We start from the raw sequence: 22,182 nt of genomic DNA, 5'->3' as shown, positions 1-22,182 counted from the left end.
CAGTTCCCCGCGCCCCTTACGGGGCGTGAAGCCGCGGCGGTCGTCAGCGAGGTCGCCGGACCGGGATCGCGGGCCTTGCGCGCCCGGCCTCCCTCAGGTGCAGGGCCGCGTACGAGCGCCACGGCTGCCAGCCGCGGGCGTGTTCCGCCAGGCCCACGGCCAGGCCGAGGGCCTTCGCGGCGGTCCGTACCTGCGGGTCCTGGGGTGCGAACGCGTCGGGGTCGCCCAGTGCGTGCATCGCGATGCGCTGCGCGGCCCATTCGCTCACGCCGGGCAGCTCGCGCAGCCGCGCCGCGGTCTCCTCGCGGTCGGCGTCCCGTTCGAGGGACAGCTTCTCCGCGGCGACCGCGCCGGCCAGGGCGTGGACGGCGGCCGCCGGTCTCCCGGTGAGGCCGAACGCGCCCGGGCCGGCGTCCGCCAGCGCCTGGGCGGAGGGGAAGAGCCGGCAGGGACGGCCCTCGCCGGCCGCCGGGACCGGCTCGCCGCAGTGCGCGGCCATCCGTGCGCAGACCGCGCTGACCTCGGCCAGGGAGGTGAACTGTTCGAGGACGACGCGCAGGGCCGGCTCGAAGCCGTGCGTGCACCCGGGCATCCGCAGTCCGGGCGCGGCCCGCACCAGCGACCCGATCCACGGGTCGGGGCGCAGGGCGTCCCCGATCGCCGCGGGGTCGGCGTCGAGGTCGAGCAGGTCGCGGCAGCGCCGTACGGCGGCCGTCACGTCGCGCAGGTCGGCGAGCGTGAGCCGTAACGTCACGTGCTGCTGCCCGGTCCGGCCGCGGGCGGCCGCCGAGACGGTGAGGTCGAGTTCGGCGGTGCCGCTGCCGCGCGGCAGGCGCAGCGTGCGGCGGTAGCGGTTGCCGTCGGTCTCCTCGACGCCGGGCACGGCCCGCTCGCGCAGCCACGCCAGCATGCCCGCGCCGTCGAAGGGCGGGCGGTAGCGCAGGCGCAGCACCAGCGGCCCGGACCGGCCGGGCGTCCGCTCGCCCGCCCGCGGGTCCGCCCGGGCGCCGCAGGCCCTGCGCAGCTCCGTGGGCGAGCAGCCGAAGGCCGCGCGCATCCCGTCGTTGAACTGCCGCACGCTGGAGTAGCCGGCGGCGAGGGCCACTTCCGACAGCAGCAGCGCACTGGACTCGATCAGCAGCCGCGCCACCTGGGTGCGGCGGTTCAGCGCCAGGGCGAGGGGGCCGACCCCGACCTCCGCGACCAGCTGCCGGTGCAGGTGGCGCTCGCTGACGGCCAGCTGCCGGGCGACTCCGGCCACCCCGATCTCGTCGACGGCGCCGCCCGCGATGAGCCGCAGCGCCCGCGCCACGAGGTCCCCGCGCACGTTCCACTCGGGGGAGGAGGGCGCCGCTTCGGGACGGCACCTGCGGCACGCGCGGAACCCCGCGGCCTCGGCCGCCGCGGCGATCCGGAAGAAGCGCACGTTCTCCGGCTTCGGCGTCCGCGAACCGCACACCGGGCGGCAGTAGACGCCGGTCGTGGTCACCGCGACGTAGAAGGAGCCGTCGAAGCGCGCGTCGCGGCTGGCCATGGCCCGGTAGTAGCTGTCGAAGTCGAGCACGTGGTCATTGTTCCCAGGCCGCGGCCGCCTGTCTGGCGGTCATCGGACATCGTGATGGGGCGGCCCGGGGGCCTTTTGGCAGACTCCTTGGCCCTCCGCGACGGCGCCGCATACGATGTCCCGGCGCGCACTTCCGAAGGTCTTTCCCGGCCGCCCGGGCCGAAGCCGGCCGCCGGCCGGCGCAAGGTGGGGGCTCGATGACGACCGATCAGCGAAACGGGCGGCACCGGCGGGCCGTGGTGGACCAGGGGGAAGCGGAACGTTTCGTCCGGCAGTTCCACGACGAGTCCGGGCTGGACGACGACGCCCTCCACGCCCGCCTGATCGCGGTGCGCCGGCAGATCGCGGAGACCGGCACCTACCGCCACACCCCCGACGAACTGGCGTTCGGCGCCAAGGCCGCCTGGCGCAACTCCGCCCGCTGCATCGGCAGGCTCTACTGGCAGAGCCTGCGCGTGCGCGACCGCAGACACGTCACCAACGCCGCGGACGTCGCCGCCGAGTGCCTGGCCCACCTGCGGGTGGCCACCAACGCCGGACGGATCAGACCGGTCATCACCGTCTTCCCGCAGGACGACGCCGAGGGCCCACCCGTCCTCATATGGAACGAGCAGCTCGTCCGCTACGCCGGCTATCTGCGCTTCGAAGGCGGCTACACCGGCGATCCCGCCGGGTTCGGGCTGACCGAGCTGGCGACCGCGCTCGGCTGGGAGGGCGCGGGCGGCCGCTTCGACGTGCTGCCCCTGATCATCCAGACCCGGGGGAACCCCTTACAGATGTTCGAACTCCCCCCGGAAGACGTGCTGGAGGTGCGGCTGAGCCACCCCTCCCTGCCGTGGTTCGAAGAGCTCGGCCTGCGCTGGCACGCCGTCCCCGCCATCTCCCATATGCGGCTGCGCATCGGCGGGATCTCGTACCCCGCGGCCCCCTTCAACGGCTGGTACATGGGCACCGAGATCGGCGTCCGCAACCTGTGCGACACCGACCGCTACGACGTCCTGCCGGACGTCGCCCGCAGGCTCGGCCTGGACACCTCCAGCAGTCGCACCCTCTGGCGCGACCAGGCGCTCGTCGAAGTCAACCGCGCGGTCCTGCACTCCTTCGACACCGCGGGGGTGACCATCGCCGACCACCACACCGAATCCGCCCGCTTCCTGCGCCACGTGGCCCGGGAGGAGCTCGCCGGCCGCAGCTGCCCGGCGGACTGGTCGTGGATCGTCCCGCCCATGTCGGGCGCGCTCACCCCCGTCTTCCACCGCTACTACGACGAGAGCCGGCCCCGTCCCGACTTCCACCTCGACGACGCCGCCCGGCTGCGGGCCCGGGGCGTCCCCGCACCGCCGCACCGGCGCTGCACCGGCCCCGGCCCCGCCCGGTGCGACGCGACGCGGCTCAACGGCTCGGGCCGGGCCACCCCGTGAGCCCGCCCGGCGGCCGGACGACGGCGGGGCCGGCCAGGAAGGGCGCGAGGTACTGCTGCAGGTCGACCGCGGCGTTGCTGACGATGAAGGGCCGCAGCCCGCGTCCCGTCGCGCTCGCGTAGCCGAGCATCAGCACCGGTTGCGTCAGCGCGTCCAGGGACAGCACCAGATCGGCCTCGTCGAAGCCCGCCGGGTCACCGAAGTCCTGCGAGGCCACCGCCTCGAACCGCATGCTCGCCTTGAACGTGAACAGCCCCGGCCGGGGGATGTGGCCGTAGAGATTGGGGTCGTCGCCCATCGTGGCCCACGCGTACCCCTTCTCGCGGGCCACCCGCATCGTCGCGAGGTAGAGGTGGCGCGGCAGACTCGCCTGCCGGGTCTCCTCGGTGACCGCGGACCAGCGCAGCCTCACCGCGCTCTCGTCCGGGCACTCCAGCGCGAGCGTGCCGCCCTCCAGGGCGTCCCCGCGGTAGAGGAACACGCCGAAGTACTTCTCCGGGCCGTACAGGATCCTCTCCCGGTGCCTGCGCGCGAAGGCCACGCCGTAGGGCATCCGGGCCACGCGGTCCTCGTAGAGGTCCAGGAACAGGCCGAGGCTTCCGGGCGATATCCGGTCCTCGACCACTTCCCGCAGGCCCTCGCGCGCGATCAGTCTGCGCGCCTGGTGCACGTACTGCCGGCTCTTGCGGGGCAGCCGGCCCAGGAACTCCTCCTCGCTCGCCCCCAGGGCGGCCCGCCACGTCACGGTCGACGGTTTGCGGACGAAGCCGCGCCGCGCCAGCTCGCCGTGGAGCTCCGGTGGGGGGTCGGTCACCCGGACGACGGCCACGGCTCCGGCGGGGGCCCGGGTCCAGGGGGCCGAGCCGAGCTCGTCCGCGCCGATCGCGGCTACCGGAAGACCGAAGTCGTCGATGATCTCCATGGACCCAACTCCCCTCGCCCTGACCTGGATTCAGGGTTCCGGGGTCTATCAGTCCCGTAGGTCGGGGTCAAGGAATCCGGGGCGCCGCACGCGGCAATCAGACCGGGGGGACCAAGGCGGCGTAGCGGTCCAGGACGCCCCGGTCGCCCCGCACCGCGAGCCGGCCGGCGGAGATCCGCCCCCAGAGGAACAGCATCAGATCGGACGCGGTACCGGACACCTCGACGTCCCAGGAACCACCGTCGCCGACCCGGTCGCCGGCCGGGCCACCGACCCGGACGTCGTCCCCGTCGAAGCACACCGTCCACACGCCGGCGCCGTCCGTCCGCCGGAAGCGGTAGCGCTCGCCGGAGCCGGGCGGCGCGGCGCTGCGGGCGCGGGCCCACGGCACCATCACCTCGAACGAGTGGTCCACGGCGTCCGCCGCGAGTGCGGCGTCGACGGGCCGGGGTGATCCCAGGGCGTTCTCCGCGTCCCAGCGGTGCACGGCCGCCTCGATCGTCTGCACCCGCAGCCAGAACCCGGTGGTCCGCTCCCGCGACCACGTCCACGCGGGCTCCTGCGGATCGCGGCTGCGGAAGAGCGCCTCCAGCGCGGCCGCCCCCTCCGCGAACCAGTCGGCCAGGCCCGGCGGCAGCGGCCCGCGGTTGGGCGCCTGCTCCGGCCGCGGCCAGCCCGCGGTGTCCTCGGGAAGCCCGGCGGAGAAGGCCGGATCGGAGGGGTCCGGCGGGCCCTGGAGCCGGTCCCGGATGATGTGCGCGACGCCCCGGTGCACGCTGCCCAGGTGCACGACCAGGTCGGACACCGACCAGCCGGGGCAGGACGGGACCAGCGGCGCCCCGCCGCCGGCGGCCGCCCGGCGGGCCGCGGCCTCGAACGCCCGCACCTCGCGGTGGAAAGCGGAAAGCCGGGAAGGAAGGTCCACGTGCCCCATCCTTCCCGCGACTCTTCCGGAACAAGCCGGTGAACCTGCTGGCCACGACGGCGCTCCTGAGGGATCTTGTACTGGCCGATCGTTTCGGCACCCTTCCGCGCTGCGGAGACGTCACACACGAGAGGACCTCAGAACTGTGAGCTCGCGAACCACGGGGGACCCGGGCGCCGGCACCGAGGGGTACAAACGCACCCTGGGCTCCCGGCAGATGCAGATGATCGCCATCGGCGGCACCATCGGCACCGGTCTCTTCCTCGGCGCCGGCACCGCGATATCGCAGGCCGGCCCCAGCCTCATCATCTGGTACGCCGCCGCCGGCATCGTGCTCTTCTTCGTCATGCGGGCCCTGGGCGAGCTGCTCACCCACGACCCGGTCTCCGGCAGCTTCGCCGACTACGCCCACCGCTTCCTCGGCCCCTTCTGGGGGTACGCCACCGCCTGGACGTACTGGATCATGTGGGTCACCACCGGCATGGCCGAGATCACCGCGGCCGGGCAGTACGTCAACTACTGGGCGCCCGGCTTCGACCAGTGGAAGACGGCGCTGATCTCCCTGGTGGTGCTCGCCTGCGCCAACCTGATCTCGGTGAAGATCTTCGGTGAGCTGGAGTTCTGGTTCGCCATCATCAAGGTCACGGCCATCATCGGCATGATCCTCATCGGCCTCGGCGTGCTCATCATCGGCTTCGGCGACGCCGGCGACACCGCGTCCGTCAGCCACCTCTGGGCCGACGGCGGAGTCGCCCCGCACGGCGTGTGGAACTCCCTGATGACCCTGCAGATCGTCCTCTTCGCCTACCTCGGCGTCGAGCTCGTCGGCGTGACCGCGGGGGAGACCAAGGACCCCGAGAAGAACATCCCGCGCGCCATCAACAGCCTGCCCCTGCGCTTCGGCCTGTTCTACCTCGGCGCGCTCTTCGTCATCCTGTCGGTCGTCAGCTGGCAGGAGTTCCAGCCGGGGACGAGCCCGTTCGTCGCCGCCTTCACCAAGATCGGCATCCCGGCCGCGGCCGGCATCGTCAACTTCGTCGTCCTCACCTCGGCGCTGTCCTCGTGCAACGCCGGCGGGCTCTACGCCACCGCGCGCATGCTGCGCACCGCCGGATCGAACGGCCACGGCCCCGCGGCCCTCGGCCGGCTCAGCAAGCGCGGCGTGCCCGCCACCGCCGTCGTCGTCTCGGCGCTGGTCATGGCCCTGGGCGTGCTCGTCAACGCCATCGACCCGGAGCACGCGTTCGCCTACATCACGGCGGTCTCCACCGGTGGTGCCATCACGGTGTGGAGCATCATCCTCGTCACGCACCTGCGCTACCGCCGGGCCGTGGCCGAGGGCAGGGCCGTCGCCTCCGGCTACCGGATGCCCGGCGCCCCGTACACCAACTGGCTCGCGCTCGCGGCCTTCGCCTTCGTGACCGTCCTGGTCGCCTGGGACTCCGACACCCGCATCGCCCTCTACGTCATCGCCGTCTGGTTCGTCCTGCTGGGCCTGGGATACCCGCTCGCCCGCAGGCGCCGGGCCGCCGTGGCTCCCGGGACGGCCGTGGAGGAGGCCGTGAAGTCCACCGCACGGAGCTGAGGGACCGGCGCCCCCGCCCGGGGGCGCCGACCGCCGGTCCCCCTTACCAGTTGCGGCTGAACGCTCCCGCAAACGGCACCCCGCGTGGCAGCATTTTCAGCACGGTCGGTGGTGACACGCGCCGACCCGAGGGGGGCTGAGTGACGTGCCGGAGCCTGTGAGACGGCCCTTGGGGATCGAGGGCATCGAGGCGCTTTTCCAGGAATGCCGCACCAGGGTCCAGGACGGCCGCGCGGGGCAGGGCGGGCGCGGACTGCCCGTGCTGGTGCTCGCCGGCACCCGCGGCAGCGGGCGCACCGCCGCGCTGGCCTGGCTCGGCTATCTCGGCTCCCACCGCCCGCACGCCTTCTACGACTTCGCCTCCGCCGGGCCGCGCCGGCCGCACGAGGTCGCGGGCCGCCTCGCCTACGGGCTCTCGCACCGCTTCGCCCGCCAGCCCGCCCTGCTCTTCCCCCGCCTCACCCTGGGCCTGCTCGTCGTCGACCCCGGGCTCTCGCTGGACGCCAACGACGCCCGGCGGGCCGGCCACCAGCTGCGCCGCGCCCTGCAGAACGCCCGCGAGAACACCGCGGCGGCCGACCGGGCCGCCGACGTCGCCGGGCTCCTGCAGGACCTCAACCTCCTGCAGATACCCGGCATCGGCCTGCTGGCCGGGCTGATCCGCCGCCCGCCGCGGCTGCCGCTCGGCATCGCCCGGCGCACCGGCTTCTCCTGGTACGCCGGCCCGCACACCCCGATCGACGAACTCGTCGCCCTCAACCGGCTGAGCAAGAGCGGCACCGACGTCGACCGGGCCGCCGTGGACCGGCGGCTGTGCGAGGCCTTCCTCGCCGACCTGCGCGGCGAGTACGCACGCCGCCGCCGCGACCGCAACTGCGTGGTCCTCCTGGACAACGTCGACGCCCCCGGAGGCCGGGACTTCCTCGACCTGCTCGTGCGGCTGCGCGACGAGAGCGGCGCCCCCGACCCGCTGCTGGCCGTCGCCACCGCCTCCGACACCGGAAGGATCCCCGGCCCCTTCGCCCGCGGGCCGGCCGGCGTGTGGATCCGTTCGCCGGAGCAGGCCTCCTACGCCGACTGGGAGCAGTCCGTCCCCGATCCGCCGCCCGACGCCTCCTGGCACTGGTACTGCGTCCAGCTGCGCGACCTGACCGCCGCCGAGGTCTCCCAGCTCGGCGCCGGGATCGCCGACCGTCTGCCCGAGGCGGCGCCGCTGGCCCACCGGCTGACGCGCGGTCACGCGTGGAGCGCCGGCCGGCTGCTGGAGGCGGCGGCGCGCATCCCCGGCCGCGGCGACACCGAGGCCCTGCTGCGCGGCATCCTCGCCACCCCCGTCCCCCGCGCCGACGACGACTCCGAGGCCCTGCCGCTCGACCGCGTCATCCTGCGCGACCTCCTGGACGGCATGAACGAGGAGCAGCGCGCCGCGCTCGTCGTGTGCTCCGCCGCCCGCGAGTTCGACGCCGCCTGGGACGCCGACCTGCTGGAGTCCTTCACCCTCCGCACCCGCAACGGCCTCGCCCGCGAGACGGGCACCCGGCTCTGGCTCCTCGACCCCGTCCCCCAGGACGCCGGCGCACGCGGCGGCCGCGGCTCGGGCTACCTGGAGAACACCCACCCGCGCCCGCTGTCCGCCAGACCCGTCCTGCACCCGTGGCTGCGCCTGCTGCTCCTGCAGGAGCTCGCCCGCAGCCGCTCGCGCTGGGACGAGACCCACGAGCAGCTGCAGGTCTGGCACATGCTCTACGGCCACCCGCTGGACGTGCGCTACCACGCGCTCGCCCTCGGCCAGCTCGACGACGTCGTCGACCACCTCGCCCGCAGCCTGACGGAACTGCCCGGCACCGACGCCTGGCTCTACGAGCTGTACGCGGTCACGGCCGCACCGATGCGCACGCCGGTGCTGCCCGAGCGGACGGCCACGCTGCGCGTGGACCGGCTCGCCGAAGAGCTGGCCCCGCGCTCCTTCGCCGAACGCCGGGCGCTGACCATGCTGGTGGCCGCCCTGTGGCTGGCGGGCGACGCGCGCAACCGGCTGCCGGCCGCGCGCCCCGAACTCAACGGCACCATCGGTTTGATGTTCCAGAGCCTGGCCATGCACTCCGATCCCCGCAGGGTGGCGCTCCGGCACGAGGCCGAGAAGTACATCTGAGCGCGTCCCGGCGCGTGACCACCGTCGTCCGCAAGGAGCCCGCAGCATGCCTGAGAACCCACTCGACGAACTGCCTCCCTGGTGGAAGGGGTGGCAGGGGCTCGCCGCGCTGGTCGTCGTCCTGGCCCTCCTGGCCGGCGGCGCCTTCTGGCTGCTGCGCACGGACGACGAGGAGGACCGCTGCGCCGACGACGTGCCGGGCCTCGTGTGGGCCGGCTCCGGCCGGGACCGCGAGTGCGTCGGCGTCCTCGACGAGACGCCCTACGCCTTCGCCCCCGAGCTCAAGGACATCACCGAGAAGATCGCCGCGGAGAACCGGCGCGTGCGCGACCAGTGGGAGAAGCCGGGTGCCGGCAAGACCCCCGTGCCCTACGTCAAGGTCGGCCTGCTGACCCCGATGACCGCGAGCGACAGCAGCGTGCTGCCCATCGAGGAGATCAGGAGCAGCCTCGAGGGCGCCTACACCGCGCAGTGCCGCGCCAACGCCTGCCCGTCCCTGTCCGCGGTGAACGCCACCGGCGTCCACGGGCGCGCCCCGCAGATCCAGCTCGTCCTCGCCAGCGAGGGCAGGAACCAGCTCCACTGGCGGCCCGTCGTCGAACAGCTCGCCGGCATGACCGGCGGGGACCATCCGCTGGTCGCCGTGGCCGGCATGGGGGTCAGCGTGCCCGAGACGCAGAGCGCGGCCGACGAGCTCTCCAGGCGGAAGATCCCCTCGATCGGCGCCGTCCTGACCGCGACCAACCTCAACTCGGAGCGCCTGTTCAAGGTCTCGCCCTCCAACACCGACTACGCGAAGTCGCTGCGGCAGCGCCTGGACCGGCTGCCCGCCGAACAGCGCCGCGGCTACCTGGTCTTCGACAGCCGGGACGACAACTACGTACGGACCATGCGCAAGGCATACGACGAGGTCTTCGCCGACTACATCGACAAGCGCCGGGTCTCCTTCGTGGGCACCACCGGTCCCCGCACCGAAGGCGTGCCCAGCCTGTTCTTCAACGCCTTCAACAACATCTGCCTGACCAAGTCCGAGCTGGTCTTCTACGCGGGGCGCGGCCGGGACCTCTCCGACCTCGTGCGGTCGCTGTCCTCGCGCAGCCAGTGCGGGCACGACAAGCCGATCACGATCCTCGCCGGCTCTCAGGGCGCGGTGCAGCAGGCGAACGACGTGATGGGGCTGCTCAAGGACAGCAGGATCACCATCCTGCAGGCCTCGGCCACCAACGCCGAGCAGTGGATCAAGGGGGTGGAGGCGCCGAGCGGCTTCAAGTCCTTCTACCAGAGCTTCCGCGACCTGAAGTTCCCCGACCGGCAGCTGACCGACGGCTACGCGGTCATGCACCACGACTCCGTGCTGACGGCCGTGTGGGCGCTGCGCATGGTCACCGGCCAGACCGGCCGGGAGACGCCGACCGTGCAGGACGTCTTCAACCAGCTCACCAACCTCCACGACGCCGCCGTGGTCCCCGCCGCGAGCGGGGACCTCAGCTTCGACGACGCCTCCGACGGCTGGCCGCACAACAAGCCGGTGCCCATCATCCAGGCGCCCGGCGGCTCCCCGGACTCCGGGCCCCTGTACAAGACCCGGTAGGCGGCGTCCCGGGCGTGCCCGGCCGGGCCTACCGCCCCAGCTTCCGCTTGAGCTCGGCCTTGTTCATGTTCGACCGGCCGTGGATGTTGCGGCGCTGCGCCTCGGCGTAGAGCTGGTCGTAGGTGGGTCCCTCGGAGCCGCTGTGGGAGCGCTGCCCGCCCCGTTTCGAGGAGGACATGTCCTGGGTCGAGGACTTGCTCGCCGTCTTCGACTCCCCGGACCTGGCCCGCTCCTTGTTGACGGTGCGCGCGGCGATCTCCTTGGCGCGCTTGGTGCTCTCCCCACGATCCTCGGCGCTCTCCTTGATGTGCTCGTACTGCCGTTCCCGCTTGGGGCTCGAACCTCGGGGCATGATGTCCATCCTTGGTGTGGTATGTCCTGGTGTCCCACCCTGCCCGCGGCCCCCGGCGCCTGCAACCGGTCGGCCCGGACGCGGACGCCGGCCCGGCGGGTCACCACAGGGCCAGCAGCGAGACCAGCCCGATGCCGGCCATCGTCCAGGCCACGTAGTCGCCGACGTGCCCGGAGTGCAGCCGCCGCAGCGGCGCGCTCCAGGGCACGGTCCGCGACGACGGGCCCACGGACCGGGCGGCGAGGGCGACGGCGAGCGCCGTCGACAGCAGGCCCAGACCCGCACCGGCCCACGTCCACCAGGCGTACGGGCCCTGCGGCCGCCCGGCCGGCCCGCCGTCGAGCACCGCCGCCGCGTAGCCGGCGTGGTCCATGAAGAACTCCGCCGCAGCCGTGACCGCGCCGGTGAGCGCGGGCACCGTCCCCACGGCGAGCGAGCCGGCCAGCAGGAGCGCCGCCACCGTCACCATGGGAACGGGAGGGCGGCGCACGCGGCGGCCGGTCTCGGGCTCCTCCCGGCCGCCGGTGGTCTCCGGCCCCTCGTCGTCCTCGCGTCCCGCCTGCCCCGCTCCGAGGAAGACATGCGCCGCCACCCGCAGCACCGCTGCGCCGGTCACCGCCGAGACGAGCACGAACAGGGCGGGCAGCCAGGGCGACTGCTCCTCCACGAGCGCCTTGCCCAGGCCCGTGCCGAACGGCGGCAGCCCGGCGAGCGCGAGCCCGCCGACGGCGAAGAGCAGGCCGGTGTACGGGATGTCGCGGCCCTTGCCGTGCAGCTCGCACTCGTCGACGCTGCCGTGGCGGTCGAGCAGGACGCCGGTGCACGCGAACAGCGCCGCCTTCGCCCCGGCGTGCCCGAGCACGTAGAGCGCGGTCCCGGCGATCCCGTGCGGGGTCAGCAGGGCGATGCCGACGAGGAACAGCCCGGTGTGCGCCACCGTGGAGAAGGCCAGCAGCCGTTTGACGTGCCGCTGCTGCCAGCACATCAGCGCACCGACGAGCGCGCTCGCGACCCCCAGGACCATCAGCGTGCGCCGGGCCCCGGCCGCGGGCACGCCGCCGGGCCCGGCGAAGACGGTCGTCCACACGCGTGCGGCGCCGTAGCCGCCCATCTCCACCATCACGCCGGAGAGCAGCATGCACACCGGTGTCGGCGCCACGGCGTGCGCGTCCGGCAGCCAGAAGTGGAACGGCACGGCCGCGGCCTTGACCAGCAGGCCCGTCAGCACCAGCACGAACGCGGCGACGACGAGCGCGTCCCCGCCGCGCCCGGAAGGCGAGGCCGCTCCGGCCGCTCCGACTGCTCTGTCCAGTTCCCGCCCGACCTGCGCCATGCCGAGCTCGCCCGTGCGCGCGTACAGCAGGCCGATGCCGAGCAGGGTCGCGTACCCGCCGAGGGAGTTGACGAAGCCGAACGTCAGCGCCCCCTGCACGGGGCGGGCCTCCTCGACGCGGTAGCCGGTCAGGGCGTATCCGACGACGCCCATCAGCTCGAAGAAGACGAACGCGTCGAAGAGGTCCCCGGTCAGCGCGAAGCCGCACATGCCGCCCTGGAAGAGCAGCACCAGGGCGGGGAAGGCGCCGCCGTGGCCGTGCGGCGGCTCGTCGAAGTAGCGCCAGGAATAGGCGAGCACGGCGACGACCAGCAGCGAGGTGAGGGCCGCCAGACCCAGCCCCACGCGGTCGCCGACCAGGACGATGCCGACGCTGTGACCGCCCTGCGGCCGCCAGGCGCCGACCCAGGAGACCCCCGGGGGAGCGGCGAGCGCGGCGGCGGCGAGGGCGGCGGAGGCCGCGGCGGCCAGGCCCGCGACCGCCTCCGCCACCGGCCGGGGCACGTGCCGCCCCGCCGCCACCAGCACGGCCGCCCCCAGCAGCGGCACGACGACGATCAGCGGGAGCAGCCGGTCCACCGCGGCTCAGCCCTTCAGCTCGGACAGCTCGTCGGGGTCGACGGTGCCGTGCCGCTTGGCGGTCTGGACGACGAGGGCCAGCAGCAGGGCGGTCACCGTCGCCCCCACCACGACGTCGGTGAGGGCGAGGGCCTGGACGACCGGGTCGACGACGGGCGCGCCGGTCGGCAGGTCGGAGAAGACGGGCGCCGTGGCGCCCTTGCGGTAGCCGACGGCCAGCAGCAGCACGTAGGTGGAGGACTGGGTGACGGCCAGGCAGCCGACGGCGTGGACCAGGTTGCGGCTGGTGGCCATGCCGTGGACACCGACGAGGAAAATCCAGCCGGCGGTCAGGTAGGGCAGCAGGCTCACGCGGCGCGTCCTCCGTCCTGCGCGTCGTCCTCGCTCTCGATCTCCAGCGCCTGACGGAGGAAGTGCGCCAGCAGCACGACGACGGCCGAGGTGACCTCCACCCCGACGGCGGCGTTCAGCAGCGGCACCGTGCCGCCCGAGGAGAGCGTGTTGAACGTGCCCAGCGGCAGCGTGTTGGCCAGGTACGCCGAGCCGGCGATCAGCCCCGCCGCGCCCAGCAGGACGTACGCGGCCTCCCCGGTGCCGTCCGCCAGCTCGAACAGCCCCAGCGGGCGGACGCGCTCCAGCGCCTTGTAGTCGACGGCGACGTACAGCAGGTGCAGGGACGTGGCGACGACCACCCCGCCCTGGAAACCGCCCCCGGGGCTGAGCTGCCCGTGCGCGATCACGTAGAGGCCGATGAGCAGGGTGACGGGCAGCACGAGGAGGCCGTAGCGGCGCAGCGCGGCCGGCACGTCGGCCGGCTCGGGCGCGCTGCGCCTCTCGCCGCGGGTCTGCCGCAGCAGGACGACGGTGCCGAGGACACAGGCGAACAGGACCGTCTCCTCGCCGAGCGTGTCGAAGGCGCGCTGGTCGAAGTTGACGGAGGAGACGGCGTTCGCGGTGTGCTGCTGCAGTGCGGCGCGCACCGCCCGGTCGCCGTAGGGGTGGTGGGAGCCGCCGAAGCCGGGCAGGTCCGTGCAGGCGGCGACGTACAGCGCCGCCGTGGCGAGCAGGCCGGCGGTCAGCAGCCACAGCCGCACCCGGCGCGTCACTCCCGCCGCCCGCCGCGCCGGATCTTGCGGACCGTCAGCAGGATCATCAGCGGGGTCACGGCCGAGCCCACGGCGAGCTGTGCGAGACCGACGTCGGGGGCCTGCAGGACGGTGAACAGCGCGGCGAGCGCCAGGCCGAGCACGGAGAGCACGACGGCCTGCCGGGCCGGGTCGCGCTGCAGCACCGCGACCGTGGCCGCGGCCGCGACGAGCAGCAGCACGACGGCGATCAGCACGTCAGCCATGGCGCACCGCCGCCGAGGTGACGACCCCTCCGGCGATCAGCAGCAGGCCGATGAGCACCAGCTTGCCCGTGGCGCGGCCGGGGCCGGTCGCGACGCACAGGGGGACGACCGTCGCCGGGGTGGCGATCAGGACGGCGGGGGTGAGCAGGCGCAGCCCCGGTGGGCGCTCGCCGGGCTCGTCGCCGAGGAGACGGGTGAAGACCAGCGTCCCGGCGGGCCCCAGCACGGCCACGACCAGTGCGAGGTCCACGTAGGAGGGCCGCCCGTACCCCTGGGCCAGCAGGAGGAGGACCAGGCACAGCAGGAGCGTGGCCATGTTCTGCGCGAGGACGCGCTGCCCGGCCGTGCCGCGCGCCGACCCCCACAGGCACGGGCCCAGACCGCCGGCGACGAGCGCGCAGGCCGCCGCCAGCCACCAGTTCACCGGTCCGCGGCCCGGCGGGCGCCGCGCGCGGCCCACGCCGAGACCAGGGCCGCGCCGGCTCCGACGGCGATCTCCAGCGTGTCGGCCCGGCTGATGAGGAGGGTCCACACCGCGGTGAGGCCGGCCCACCACGCGAGGATCTCCGCCGCGGCCCGGACGATGCCGCTCAGCATCCGTTCACCTCCGCTTTCCGCGGGAATGCCCCAGTATCGGCCTGACGGCCCCGCGAACCGCGGGACGTCGCCGGGGCGTGTCGCACCGCGTGTACCCGCGCCTTCGCGAGGTATGGCGGGCGGGCGCATGACCGGTGCGGGCGGGGGTACTCCGGGCTCCGGGGCGAGGCGGAAGGACGGCATGGCAGCGAGACCGCAGGAGGACGGCCCCGGCGGGCCCCGGCTCCCCGGGGCTGCGGCCGGCCCCGGAGGGCGCGACGAGACGCCCGAGGAGCGCGCGGACCGGCGCTGGGGCGAACTGCTGCAGGAGGTGCGGGTCACCCAGACGGGCGTGCAGATCCTCTTCGGTTTCCTGCTCACGGTGGTCTTCACCCCGCGGTTCGCCACCCTCGGCGACACCGACCGGGCGATCTACGTGACGACGGTCGTGCTCGGCGCCGCCACCACCGGCGCCCTGGTCGGCCCGGTCTCCCTCCACCGCATCGTCAGCGGCCGCCGCATCAAACCGGAGACGGTCATCTGGGCCGCCCGGCTGACGATGGCGGGCATCGTGCTGCTGCTGTGCACGGTCACCTCGGCCCTGACGCTGATCCTGCGGCTCGCCCTGCACAACAGCGCGGTGCCCTGGCTGGTGGCGGGGATCGTGGTCTGGCTGGTGCTGTGCTGGTTCGGGCTGCCGGGCTGGCTGCTGCACCACTACCGATCGAAGGAGTGACCCCACACATCCGTACGAGGGATTCGCCACGCCGGGCGTTTCCCCCGCCCGGGACCGGTCACCCGTAGCACTGTGGCGGGACGCCCGTACCCGTCCCGCGACGACCGCGCACCCCGGGCGAAGGGAGACCCATGTCCACGAAGGTGTCCGACCACCTCCTGCAGCGCCTGCGCGAATGGGACGTCGACCGGGTGTTCGCCTACGCGGGCGACGGCATCAACGGCCTGCTGGCGGCGTGGGGCCGGGCGGAGGACAAACCGCGGTTCATCCAGTCGCGGCACGAGGAGATGTCCGCCTTCGAGGCCGTGGGGTACGCGAAGTTCTCCGGCAAGGTGGGCGTGTGCGCAGCGACCTCCGGGCCGGGCGCCATCCACCTGCTCAACGGCCTCTACGACGCCAAGCTCGACCACGTGCCGGTCGTGGCGATCGTCGGCCAGACCAACCGCAGCGCGATGGGCGGCTCCTACCAGCAGGAGGTGGACCTGCTGAGCCTGTTCAAGGACGTCGCCTCCGACTTCTGCGAGATGGTGACCGTCCCCGAGCAGCTGCCGAACGTCCTCGACCGGGCGATGCGCACCGCGTACGCCCGGCGCACCGTCACCGCGCTGATCATCCCCGCCGACGTGCAGGAGCTCGACTACTCGCCGCCGCAGCACGCCTTCAAAATGGTGCCCTCCAGCCTGGGCGTCGCGCCCTACGCCCCGGTGCCCGCGGAGAAGGAGATCACCCGGGCGGCGGAGCTCATCAACGCGGGCCGGAAACCGGCCATCCTCGTCGGGCAGGGCGCCCGCGGCGCCCGCGCCGAGGTCGAGCGGCTCGCCAACGTGCTCGGCGCCGGCGTCGCCAAGGCCCTGCTCGGCAAGGACGTGCTCCCCGACGACCTCCCGTACGTGACCGGCTCCGTCGGGCTGCTGGGCACCCGCCCCTCCTACGAGCTGATGCGCGACTGCGACACGCTGGTCGTCATCGGGTCGAGCTTCCCGTACACCCAGTTCCTGCCGGAGTTCGGGCAGGCACGGGCGGTCCAGATCGACGTCGACCCCTTCATGGTCGGGCTGCGCTACCCCTTCGAGATCAACCTGGTGGGCGACGCGCGCGAGACCCTGACGCGCCTGCTGCCCCAGCTGGAGGCCAAGAAGCACGGAGACTGGCGGAAGGGCATCGAGAAGAACACCGCCCGCTGGTGGGAGGTCATGGAGCGGCGCGCCGCCGTCTCCGCCGACCCCGTCAACCCCGAGTACGTCTTCCACGCCCTGGACCCGCTGCTGCCCGACAACGCGGTGCTGACCGCCGACTCGGGCTCCGCCGCCAACTGGTACGCGCGCCACCTGCGCATGCGCGGCACGATGCGCGGCTCGCTGTCGGGCACGCTCGCCACCATGGGACCCGGCGTCCCCTACGCCATCGGCGCCAAGTTCGCCCACCCGGACCGCCCGGCCATCGCCCTGGTGGGCGACGGGGCGATGCAGATGAACGGCATGGCCGAGCTGATCACCGCCGGCAAGTACTACAAGGAGTGGCAGGACCCGCGGCTGATCGTGGCCGTCCTCAACAACCAGGACCTCAACCAGGTCACGTGGGAGATGCGCGCCATGGAGGGCGCCCCGCAGTTCCTGCCCTCGCAGGCCATCCCCGACGTGCCCTACGCCGACTTCGCCCGCTCCATCGGGCTCGACGGCGTCCGCGTGGAGGAGCCGGGCGGGGTCGTCCCCGCCTGGGAGCGCGCCCTCGCCGCCGACCGGCCCTTCGTCATCGACTTCCGCACCGACCCGGCCGTCCCGCCCATCCCGCCGCACGCGACCCTCGACCAGATCGAGGCCGCCGCCGCGGCGGTCCTCAAGGGCGACAGCGACCGCGCCGCCGTCGTCCGCCAGGGGCTCAAGGCGAAGATCCAGGAGATGCTGCCCGGCGGCCACAAACACCGCGGGCACGGGGCGGGTGACGGGGGATGAACCCGCTGCCGCGCAGGGGACGCAGCCGGCCGGCGGACCCGGCGCCGTACGCCCTCGACCGCATGGTGCGCAACGTCCGCCACGGCCGGTTCGAGCGCACCCTGTCCCTGCTGACGGCGGTGGGATCCCTCGTCACGGCGGCGGAGATCTACCTGGAGCACGACCGCGCGAGCTTCGGCAACCGCGTCATGTGGTGGCCGGTGCTGCTCGGGCCCGTCGGCGCGGCCGCGGGCATCGCCGGCTTCGCCAGCGAGCGGATGGCGAAGACCGCCCTGCCGCTGGCCTCGGCCGCCATCGCCGCCAACGGCCTGCAGGGCACGTACCTGCACGTGCGCGGCATCGCCCAGAAGCCCGGCGGCTGGTCGATGGCCCGGTACAACATCGAGCTCGGGCCGCCCCTGTTCGCGCCGCTGCTGGTGACGATGGTCGGCGGCATGGGCCTGCTCGCCGCCCTGCTGCGCAGGGAGCGGTGACGGTGACGACGCCCGGACGGCACGGGAGCGCCTTCGCCGGCCACGACGTCCTCGCCCACGCCGGCACCTGGGACGCCGCCACCTCCGGAGTCGTCCTCTCGCGCACGGCCGTCCAGCCGGACCTGCGCTTCTTCACCCTCGCCGAGGAGGCCGTGGCCGGACCGCTCTTCGACCACCTGCTGGCACAGTGGGACGACCCCAAGGTGCCGGTGCTGCAGATGATCGACGCCCGGCTCGCCGAACTGCAGACCGACGGCTGGCGCTTCGCCGACATGCCCGAGGACGACGAGGCCTGGCGGTGCTCGCTCGCCGCCCTCGACGCCGACGCCCGCGCCGCGCACGGCACCCCCTTCGCGGGGCTGACCCGCGAGCGGCAGGCCGCGCTCGTCCGGGCCGTGCGCGAGGCCGGCTCCGCACGCTGGCACGGCATGCCGGCCGGCCACGTGTGGGGGCTGTGGACGCGCTACACCGCCACCGCCTTCTACTCCCACCCGTGGGCGTGGAACGAGATCGGCTTCGGGGGGCCGGCGTACCCGCGGGGGTACGTGCGGCTCGGCCTGGACCTGCGGGAGCGGTGGGAGGTGCGCGAGCAGCACCCGGTCGACCCCGTCGCGGAGGGGCCCGAGGAGGAGCCGCCGCCCTACGAGCCGCTCCGCGAACCGCCGCGCTCTCCCGGGACGCGCCGCCCCTCCGTCAGGACCGCCGTCCGGGCGGCCGCCGCCACCCTGCGGCAGAGCACGGCGTCCCACCGGCCGGTCCGCGACCGCAACGCCTCCGCCTGGCTGCTCCCCCGCGGGGACACCCGCTTCGACCGCTCCCTCGTCGACGGCATGCGCCGCTACGCCGACGCCGACGAGGTCGACCTCGTCGTCATCGGCTGCGGCGCCGGCGGCGCCACCCTCACCCAGCGCATGGCCCGCCACGGCTGGTCCGTGGTCTGCCTGGAGGCCGGCCCGTTCTGGGACCCCGGCACCGACTGGGTCAGCGACGAGGCCGGATCGCACCACCTGTACTGGACGGAGCCGCGCGTCGTCTCCGGGGAGGACCCGGTGCCGCTCGGCGCCAACAACTCCGGCCGCGGCGTGGGCGGCTCGACCACCCACTTCGCCGGCTACGCCCCGCGCTTCCACCCCTCGGACTTCTCGACGCTCACCGACGACGGCGTGGGCGCCGACTGGCCGCTGGACTACGAGGAGCTGCGCGGCCCGTACGAGCGGATCGAGCAGGAGCTGCCCGTCGCCGGCCAGTACTGGCCCTGGGGCGACCCGCACGCCTACCCGCACGCGCCCCACCCCGTCGGCGGCAACGGCGAGGTCTTCCTGCGCGGGGCGGCCGCCCTGGGCATCGCGGCGCGGGTGGGCCCGGTCGCCATCACCAACGGCCGCTTCGGCAACCGCCCCCACTGCGTCTACCGCGGCTTCTGCCTGCAGGGCTGCAAGGTCAACGCCAAGGCCTCCACCCTGATCACGCACGTGCCCGACGCGCTCGCCCACGGGGCGGAGATCCGTGCGCAGTCGATGGTGACCGGCATCGAGCTGGACGCGCAGGGCCGCCTGGCCACCGGGGTCCGCTACGTGCACGCCGGGAGGGAGCGGCTGCAGCGCGCCCGCATGGTCGCCGTCGCCGGCTACTCCATCGAGACGCCCCGGCTGCTGCTGAACTCGGCGTGCCGCCGCTTCCCCGAGGGGCTGTGCAACGACTTCGACCTGGTCGGCCGGTACGTGATGGTGCAGGGCGCACCGCAGACCTCGGGCCGCTTCGCCGAGGAGGTGCGCGCCTACAAGGCGCCGCCGCCCGAGGTGTCCTCGGAGGGACTTCTACGAGACCGACCCCGCCAAGCCCTACAAGCGCGGCTTCTCCCTGCAGACCGTCTCCCCGCTGCCGATCGTCTGGGCCGAGCACGTGGCCGCCCAGGGCCACTGGGGCGAGGACCTGCGCACGTACATGCGGGACTACGTCCACTGGGCGACCCTGGGCGCGCTGTGCGAACTGCTGCCGCTGCCGGGCAACCGGGTGACCCTCTCGCAGGAGAAGGACCGCTACGGGCTGCCCGTCGCCCACTTCTCCTACAGCCAGTGCGACAACGACCGCATGCTGATCCGGGCGGCGCGCACGGTGATGGAGGACGTCCTGCGCGCGGCCGGCGCCACCGAAGTGATCACGATCAACCGGTACGCGCACCTCGTCGGAGGCTGCCGGATGGCCGCGGGCCCCGAGAACGGCGTCGTCGACGCGGACCTGCGCACCTTCGCCGTGCCCAACCTGCTCGTCACCGACGGCAGCGTGCTGCCCACCCAGGGCAGCGCCAACCCCGCCCTGACCATCATGGCGCTCGTCGACCGCGCCGCCGGACGGCTGGCCGCCGGAGCGCGCGGCGGCCTGCGCTCGCCCGCCGGAGCCCGCCGGTGACCCGCCCGGGCGCGGACGACCCCGCCGTCGAGGAGGTCACGACCGCCGTCTACACCGTCCCCACGGACGCCCCCGAGGCCGACGGCACGATCGCCTGGGACGCGACCACCCTGATCCTGGCGACCGTGCGGTGCGGCGAGACCACCGGCACCGGATGGACCTACGGCGCCCCCGCCACCGCCGACGTGATCACCGGCCGGCTCGCGGACGTCGTCACCGGCCGCTGCGCCTTCGACGTGCCGGCGGCCAACGAGGCGATGAGCCGCGCGGTGCGCAACACCGGCCGGCCCGGCCTGGTCGCCGGCGCCCTCTCGGCCGTCGACGTCGCGCTGTGGGACCTCAAGGCCCGGCTCCTCGGCCTGCCCCTGGTGCGGCTGCTCGGCGCGAGCCGGGCCGAGGTGCCCGTCTACGGCAGCGGCGGCTTCACCACCTACGACGACGACCGCCAGGACCGCCAGCTGCGCGGCTGGACCGAGGAGCTCGGCATCCCCCGCGTCAAGATCAAGATCGGTGAGGACCGGGGCGGGGCCGAGGACCGCGACCGCCACCGCGTCGCCCGCGCCCGGCACAGCATCGGCGACGGCGCCGAGCTCTACGTGGACGCCAACGGCGCCTACGCCCGCAAGCAGGCGGTCCGCGTGGCCCGCCACCTCGACGCCCACGGCGTCGTGTGGTTCGAGGAACCCGTCTCCTCCGACGACCTGACCGGCCTCGCCGGGATCCGTGGCGCCGTATTCGCCGACGTGGCCGCCGGCGAATACGGCTACGCCCTCCCGTACTTCGGCGCCATGCTCGCCGCCGGCGCCGTGGACTGCCTCCAGGCCGACGCCACCCGCTGCGGCGGCATCACCGTCTGGCTGCGGGCCGCCGCCCTCGCCGAGGCGGCCGGGCTGGAGATCTCCGGGCACTGTGCGCCGCACGTCCACGCACACGCCGCGGCCGCCGTGCCCAACCTGCGCCACCTGGAGTGGTTCCACGACCACACCAGGATCGAGTCGCTGTTCTTCGCCGGAGCCCTCGACCCGGGCGGGGGAAGCGTCCGCCCCGGGGCGGAGGGCACGCCCGGGCACGGCCTGGTGCTGCTCGCCGGCCGCGCCGAACCGTACCGGGTCCGGTGACCGCCCGCCCCCTCCGCCCCGAGCACCGGCCTCGGGACGGGACGAACACCGCCCCCGGGAAAGGAGTCCCATGAGCCAGACCGTCGTCATCACCGGCGCCAGCGCCGGGATCGGCCGCGCGACGGCCCGCATGTTCGCCCGCCGGGGCGCACGGGTGGCGCTGCTGGCCCGGGGCGACGGCGGGCTGGCCGCCGCCGCGGCCGAGGTCGCCGAGCTGGGCGGCAAGGCCCTCGTGCTGCCCACCGACGTGGCCGACCACGCCCAGGTCGAGGCCGCGGCGGACGCGGCGGAGGAGGCGTTCGGCCCGATCGACGTGTGGGTCAACGCGGCCTTCGTCTCCGTCTTCGCCCCCTTCACCCGGATCGAGCCGGACGAGTACGAGCGCGTCACCGCCGTCACCTACCTCGGCTGCGTCCACGGCACCCGGGCGGCCCTGCGCCGGATGCTGCCGCGCGACGCGGGCACCGTGGTCCAGGTCGGCTCGGCGCTCGGCTACCGCTCCGTCCCCCTGCAGTCCGCCTACTGCGGCGCCAAGCACGCCGTCAACGGCTTCACCTCGGCGGTACGGACGGAGCTGCTCGCCCGCCACAGCAACGTGCGCGTGACGGTCGTGCAGATGCCCGCGGTCAACACGCCGCAGTTCTCCTGGGTCCTCTCCCGGCTGCCGAACCACCCCCGGCCCGTCGCGCCCGTCTACCAGCCCGAGGTCGCCGCCCGCGCCGTCCTCCACGCGGCCGCGCACCCGCGGCGCAAGCAGTACTACGTCGGCGCCTCCACCGTCGCGACGATCCTCGCCGACAAGGCCGCCCCCGGTCTCCTGGACCGCTACCTGGCCCGCACCGGCATCGACGCGCAGCAGACCGACGAGCAGGTGCGGGCGGACCGGCCGCACAACCTGTGGGAGCCCGTGGACGACACCGGCGGGGGCGACTACGGCGCCCACGGCGTCTTCGACGCCGAGTCCCACGCGCGCTCCCCGCAGGCCGCCCTCGCCCGGCACCCGCTCCTCCTGCCGGCCGCGGCGCTGCTCGGCACGGCCGCCGCCGTCCGGACGCTGCTGCGGCGGCGCCGGGACTGACGGCCCGGTGTTTCCCCGCCGCCCGTGTGGATACCCAGGGGCCCGAAGCCCCGCCCTCCAGGAGG

General features: G+C 74.2%; 20 protein-coding genes and 1 pseudogene. 11 read left to right on the top strand and 10 right to left on the bottom strand.

Annotated elements, in window-relative coordinates; genetic code table 11:
* Window positions 1-43 precede the first annotated feature (43 nt).
* Window positions 44-1,564, bottom strand: a complete 1,521-nt coding sequence (locus ACSNOG_RS00420) for an AlkA N-terminal domain-containing protein (RefSeq protein WP_436750449.1) — start codon at window positions 1,562-1,564, stop codon at window positions 44-46.
* A gap of 197 nt (window positions 1,565-1,761) precedes the next feature.
* Here ACSNOG_RS00420 and ACSNOG_RS00415 point away from each other — a divergent pair, with 197 nt between their 5' ends.
* Window positions 1,762-2,985 (top strand): nitric oxide synthase oxygenase, encoded by a 1,224-nt coding sequence (locus ACSNOG_RS00415; RefSeq protein WP_436750448.1) that lies wholly within the window; start codon window positions 1,762-1,764, stop codon window positions 2,983-2,985.
* Here ACSNOG_RS00415 and ACSNOG_RS00410 read toward each other — a convergent pair.
* Window positions 2,957-3,907 carry a hypothetical protein gene (locus ACSNOG_RS00410; protein ID WP_436750447.1) on the bottom strand — a complete coding sequence of 317 codons (951 nt, stop codon included), beginning with the start codon at window positions 3,905-3,907 and terminating at the stop codon, window positions 2,957-2,959. The genes ACSNOG_RS00415 and ACSNOG_RS00410 overlap by 29 nt on opposite strands.
* Before the next feature lie 97 nt (window positions 3,908-4,004).
* Window positions 4,005-4,841 (bottom strand): maleylpyruvate isomerase family mycothiol-dependent enzyme, encoded by an 837-nt coding sequence (locus ACSNOG_RS00405; RefSeq protein ID WP_436750446.1) that lies wholly within the window; start codon window positions 4,839-4,841, stop codon window positions 4,005-4,007.
* A gap of 136 nt (window positions 4,842-4,977) precedes the next feature.
* Here ACSNOG_RS00405 and ACSNOG_RS00400 point away from each other — a divergent pair, with 136 nt between their 5' ends.
* The 3 genes from ACSNOG_RS00400 (at window position 4,978) to ACSNOG_RS00390 (ending at window position 10,160) form a co-directional block, all read left to right on the top strand.
* On the top strand, window positions 4,978-6,417 hold the full coding sequence (locus tag ACSNOG_RS00400) for an amino acid permease (protein ID WP_436750445.1): 1,440 nt from the start codon (window positions 4,978-4,980) through the stop codon (window positions 6,415-6,417).
* Window positions 6,418-6,562: 145 nt separating this feature from the next.
* The gene (locus ACSNOG_RS00395; RefSeq protein WP_436750444.1) at window positions 6,563-8,569 is read left to right on the top strand and encodes a hypothetical protein; all 2,007 of its coding nucleotides are present in this window, start codon (window positions 6,563-6,565) and stop codon (window positions 8,567-8,569) included.
* 46 nt (window positions 8,570-8,615) lie between these two features.
* Entirely contained in the window at window positions 8,616-10,160 is a 1,545-nt protein-coding gene (locus ACSNOG_RS00390) for a hypothetical protein (protein WP_436750443.1), read from the top strand.
* A 28-nt stretch (window positions 10,161-10,188) separates the two neighbouring features.
* Here the strand turns inward: ACSNOG_RS00390 and ACSNOG_RS00385 are convergent, their stop codons facing one another.
* The 7 genes from ACSNOG_RS00385 to ACSNOG_RS00355 all read right to left on the bottom strand — a co-directional run bounded on the left by ACSNOG_RS00385 (window position 10,189) and on the right by ACSNOG_RS00355 (window position 14,372).
* Entirely contained in the window at window positions 10,189-10,512 is a 324-nt protein-coding gene (locus ACSNOG_RS00385) for a plasmid stabilization protein (RefSeq protein WP_436750442.1), read from the bottom strand.
* A gap of 100 nt (window positions 10,513-10,612) precedes the next feature.
* Window positions 10,613-12,424 (bottom strand): complex I subunit 5 family protein, encoded by a 1,812-nt coding sequence (locus tag ACSNOG_RS00380; protein ID WP_436750441.1) that lies wholly within the window; start codon window positions 12,422-12,424, stop codon window positions 10,613-10,615.
* 6 nt (window positions 12,425-12,430) lie between these two features.
* Window positions 12,431-12,775 (bottom strand): sodium:proton antiporter, encoded by a 345-nt coding sequence (locus tag ACSNOG_RS00375; RefSeq protein ID WP_436750440.1) that lies wholly within the window; start codon window positions 12,773-12,775, stop codon window positions 12,431-12,433.
* The gene (locus tag ACSNOG_RS00370; protein ID WP_436750439.1) at window positions 12,772-13,530 is read right to left on the bottom strand and encodes an MnhB domain-containing protein; all 759 of its coding nucleotides are present in this window, start codon (window positions 13,528-13,530) and stop codon (window positions 12,772-12,774) included. Before ACSNOG_RS00370 ends, ACSNOG_RS00375 begins: the two co-directional genes overlap by 4 nt.
* Window positions 13,527-13,775 carry a Na(+)/H(+) antiporter subunit B gene (locus ACSNOG_RS00365; RefSeq protein ID WP_436750438.1) on the bottom strand — a complete coding sequence of 83 codons (249 nt, stop codon included), beginning with the start codon at window positions 13,773-13,775 and terminating at the stop codon, window positions 13,527-13,529. Before ACSNOG_RS00365 ends, ACSNOG_RS00370 begins: the two co-directional genes overlap by 4 nt.
* The gene (locus tag ACSNOG_RS00360; RefSeq protein WP_436750437.1) at window positions 13,768-14,199 is read right to left on the bottom strand and encodes a monovalent cation/H+ antiporter complex subunit F; all 432 of its coding nucleotides are present in this window, start codon (window positions 14,197-14,199) and stop codon (window positions 13,768-13,770) included. Before ACSNOG_RS00360 ends, ACSNOG_RS00365 begins: the two co-directional genes overlap by 8 nt.
* The gene (locus ACSNOG_RS00355) at window positions 14,196-14,372 is read right to left on the bottom strand and encodes a hypothetical protein (protein WP_436750436.1); all 177 of its coding nucleotides are present in this window, start codon (window positions 14,370-14,372) and stop codon (window positions 14,196-14,198) included. The genes ACSNOG_RS00360 and ACSNOG_RS00355 overlap by 4 nt, the downstream gene beginning before the upstream one ends.
* Before the next feature lie 181 nt (window positions 14,373-14,553).
* Here ACSNOG_RS00355 and ACSNOG_RS00350 point away from each other — a divergent pair, with 181 nt between their 5' ends.
* The 7 genes and pseudogenes from ACSNOG_RS00350 (at window position 14,554) to ACSNOG_RS00320 (ending at window position 22,117) form a co-directional block, all read left to right on the top strand.
* Window positions 14,554-15,087, top strand: a complete 534-nt coding sequence (locus ACSNOG_RS00350) for a DUF6328 family protein (RefSeq protein ID WP_436750435.1) — start codon at window positions 14,554-14,556, stop codon at window positions 15,085-15,087.
* Between the two features lie 131 nt (window positions 15,088-15,218).
* Window positions 15,219-17,039 carry a thiamine pyrophosphate-requiring protein gene (locus ACSNOG_RS00345; RefSeq protein WP_436750434.1) on the top strand — a complete coding sequence of 607 codons (1,821 nt, stop codon included), beginning with the start codon at window positions 15,219-15,221 and terminating at the stop codon, window positions 17,037-17,039.
* Entirely contained in the window at window positions 17,036-17,512 is a 477-nt protein-coding gene (locus ACSNOG_RS00340) for a hypothetical protein (protein ID WP_436750433.1), read from the top strand. Before ACSNOG_RS00345 ends, ACSNOG_RS00340 begins: the two co-directional genes overlap by 4 nt.
* Window positions 17,509-19,170: pseudogene (locus tag ACSNOG_RS00335) on the top strand (gluconate 2-dehydrogenase subunit 3 family protein); the annotation flags it as partial. The gene ACSNOG_RS00340 and the pseudogene ACSNOG_RS00335, both read left to right, overlap by 4 nt.
* A 286-nt stretch (window positions 19,171-19,456) precedes the next feature.
* The gene (locus tag ACSNOG_RS00330; protein ID WP_436750483.1) at window positions 19,457-19,921 is read left to right on the top strand and encodes a GMC family oxidoreductase; all 465 of its coding nucleotides are present in this window, start codon (window positions 19,457-19,459) and stop codon (window positions 19,919-19,921) included.
* Complete coding sequence (locus ACSNOG_RS00325; protein ID WP_436750482.1) at window positions 19,918-21,039, top strand: enolase C-terminal domain-like protein; 1,122 nt, start codon at window positions 19,918-19,920, stop codon at window positions 21,037-21,039. The genes ACSNOG_RS00330 and ACSNOG_RS00325 overlap by 4 nt, the downstream gene beginning before the upstream one ends.
* Window positions 21,040-21,109: 70 nt before the next feature.
* A complete protein-coding gene (locus ACSNOG_RS00320) occupies window positions 21,110-22,117 on the top strand; it encodes an SDR family oxidoreductase (protein ID WP_436750432.1) in 1,008 nt (335 codons plus the stop codon).
* Window positions 22,118-22,182: the final 65 nt, after the last annotated feature.

This window comes from Streptomyces sp. URMC 124 (assembly GCF_051386455.1).
Lineage (GTDB): Bacteria > Actinomycetota > Actinomycetes > Streptomycetales > Streptomycetaceae > Streptomyces.
The sequence above is the reverse complement of the archived record's forward strand: the minus strand, read 5'-3'. Positions and strand labels throughout refer to the sequence as shown.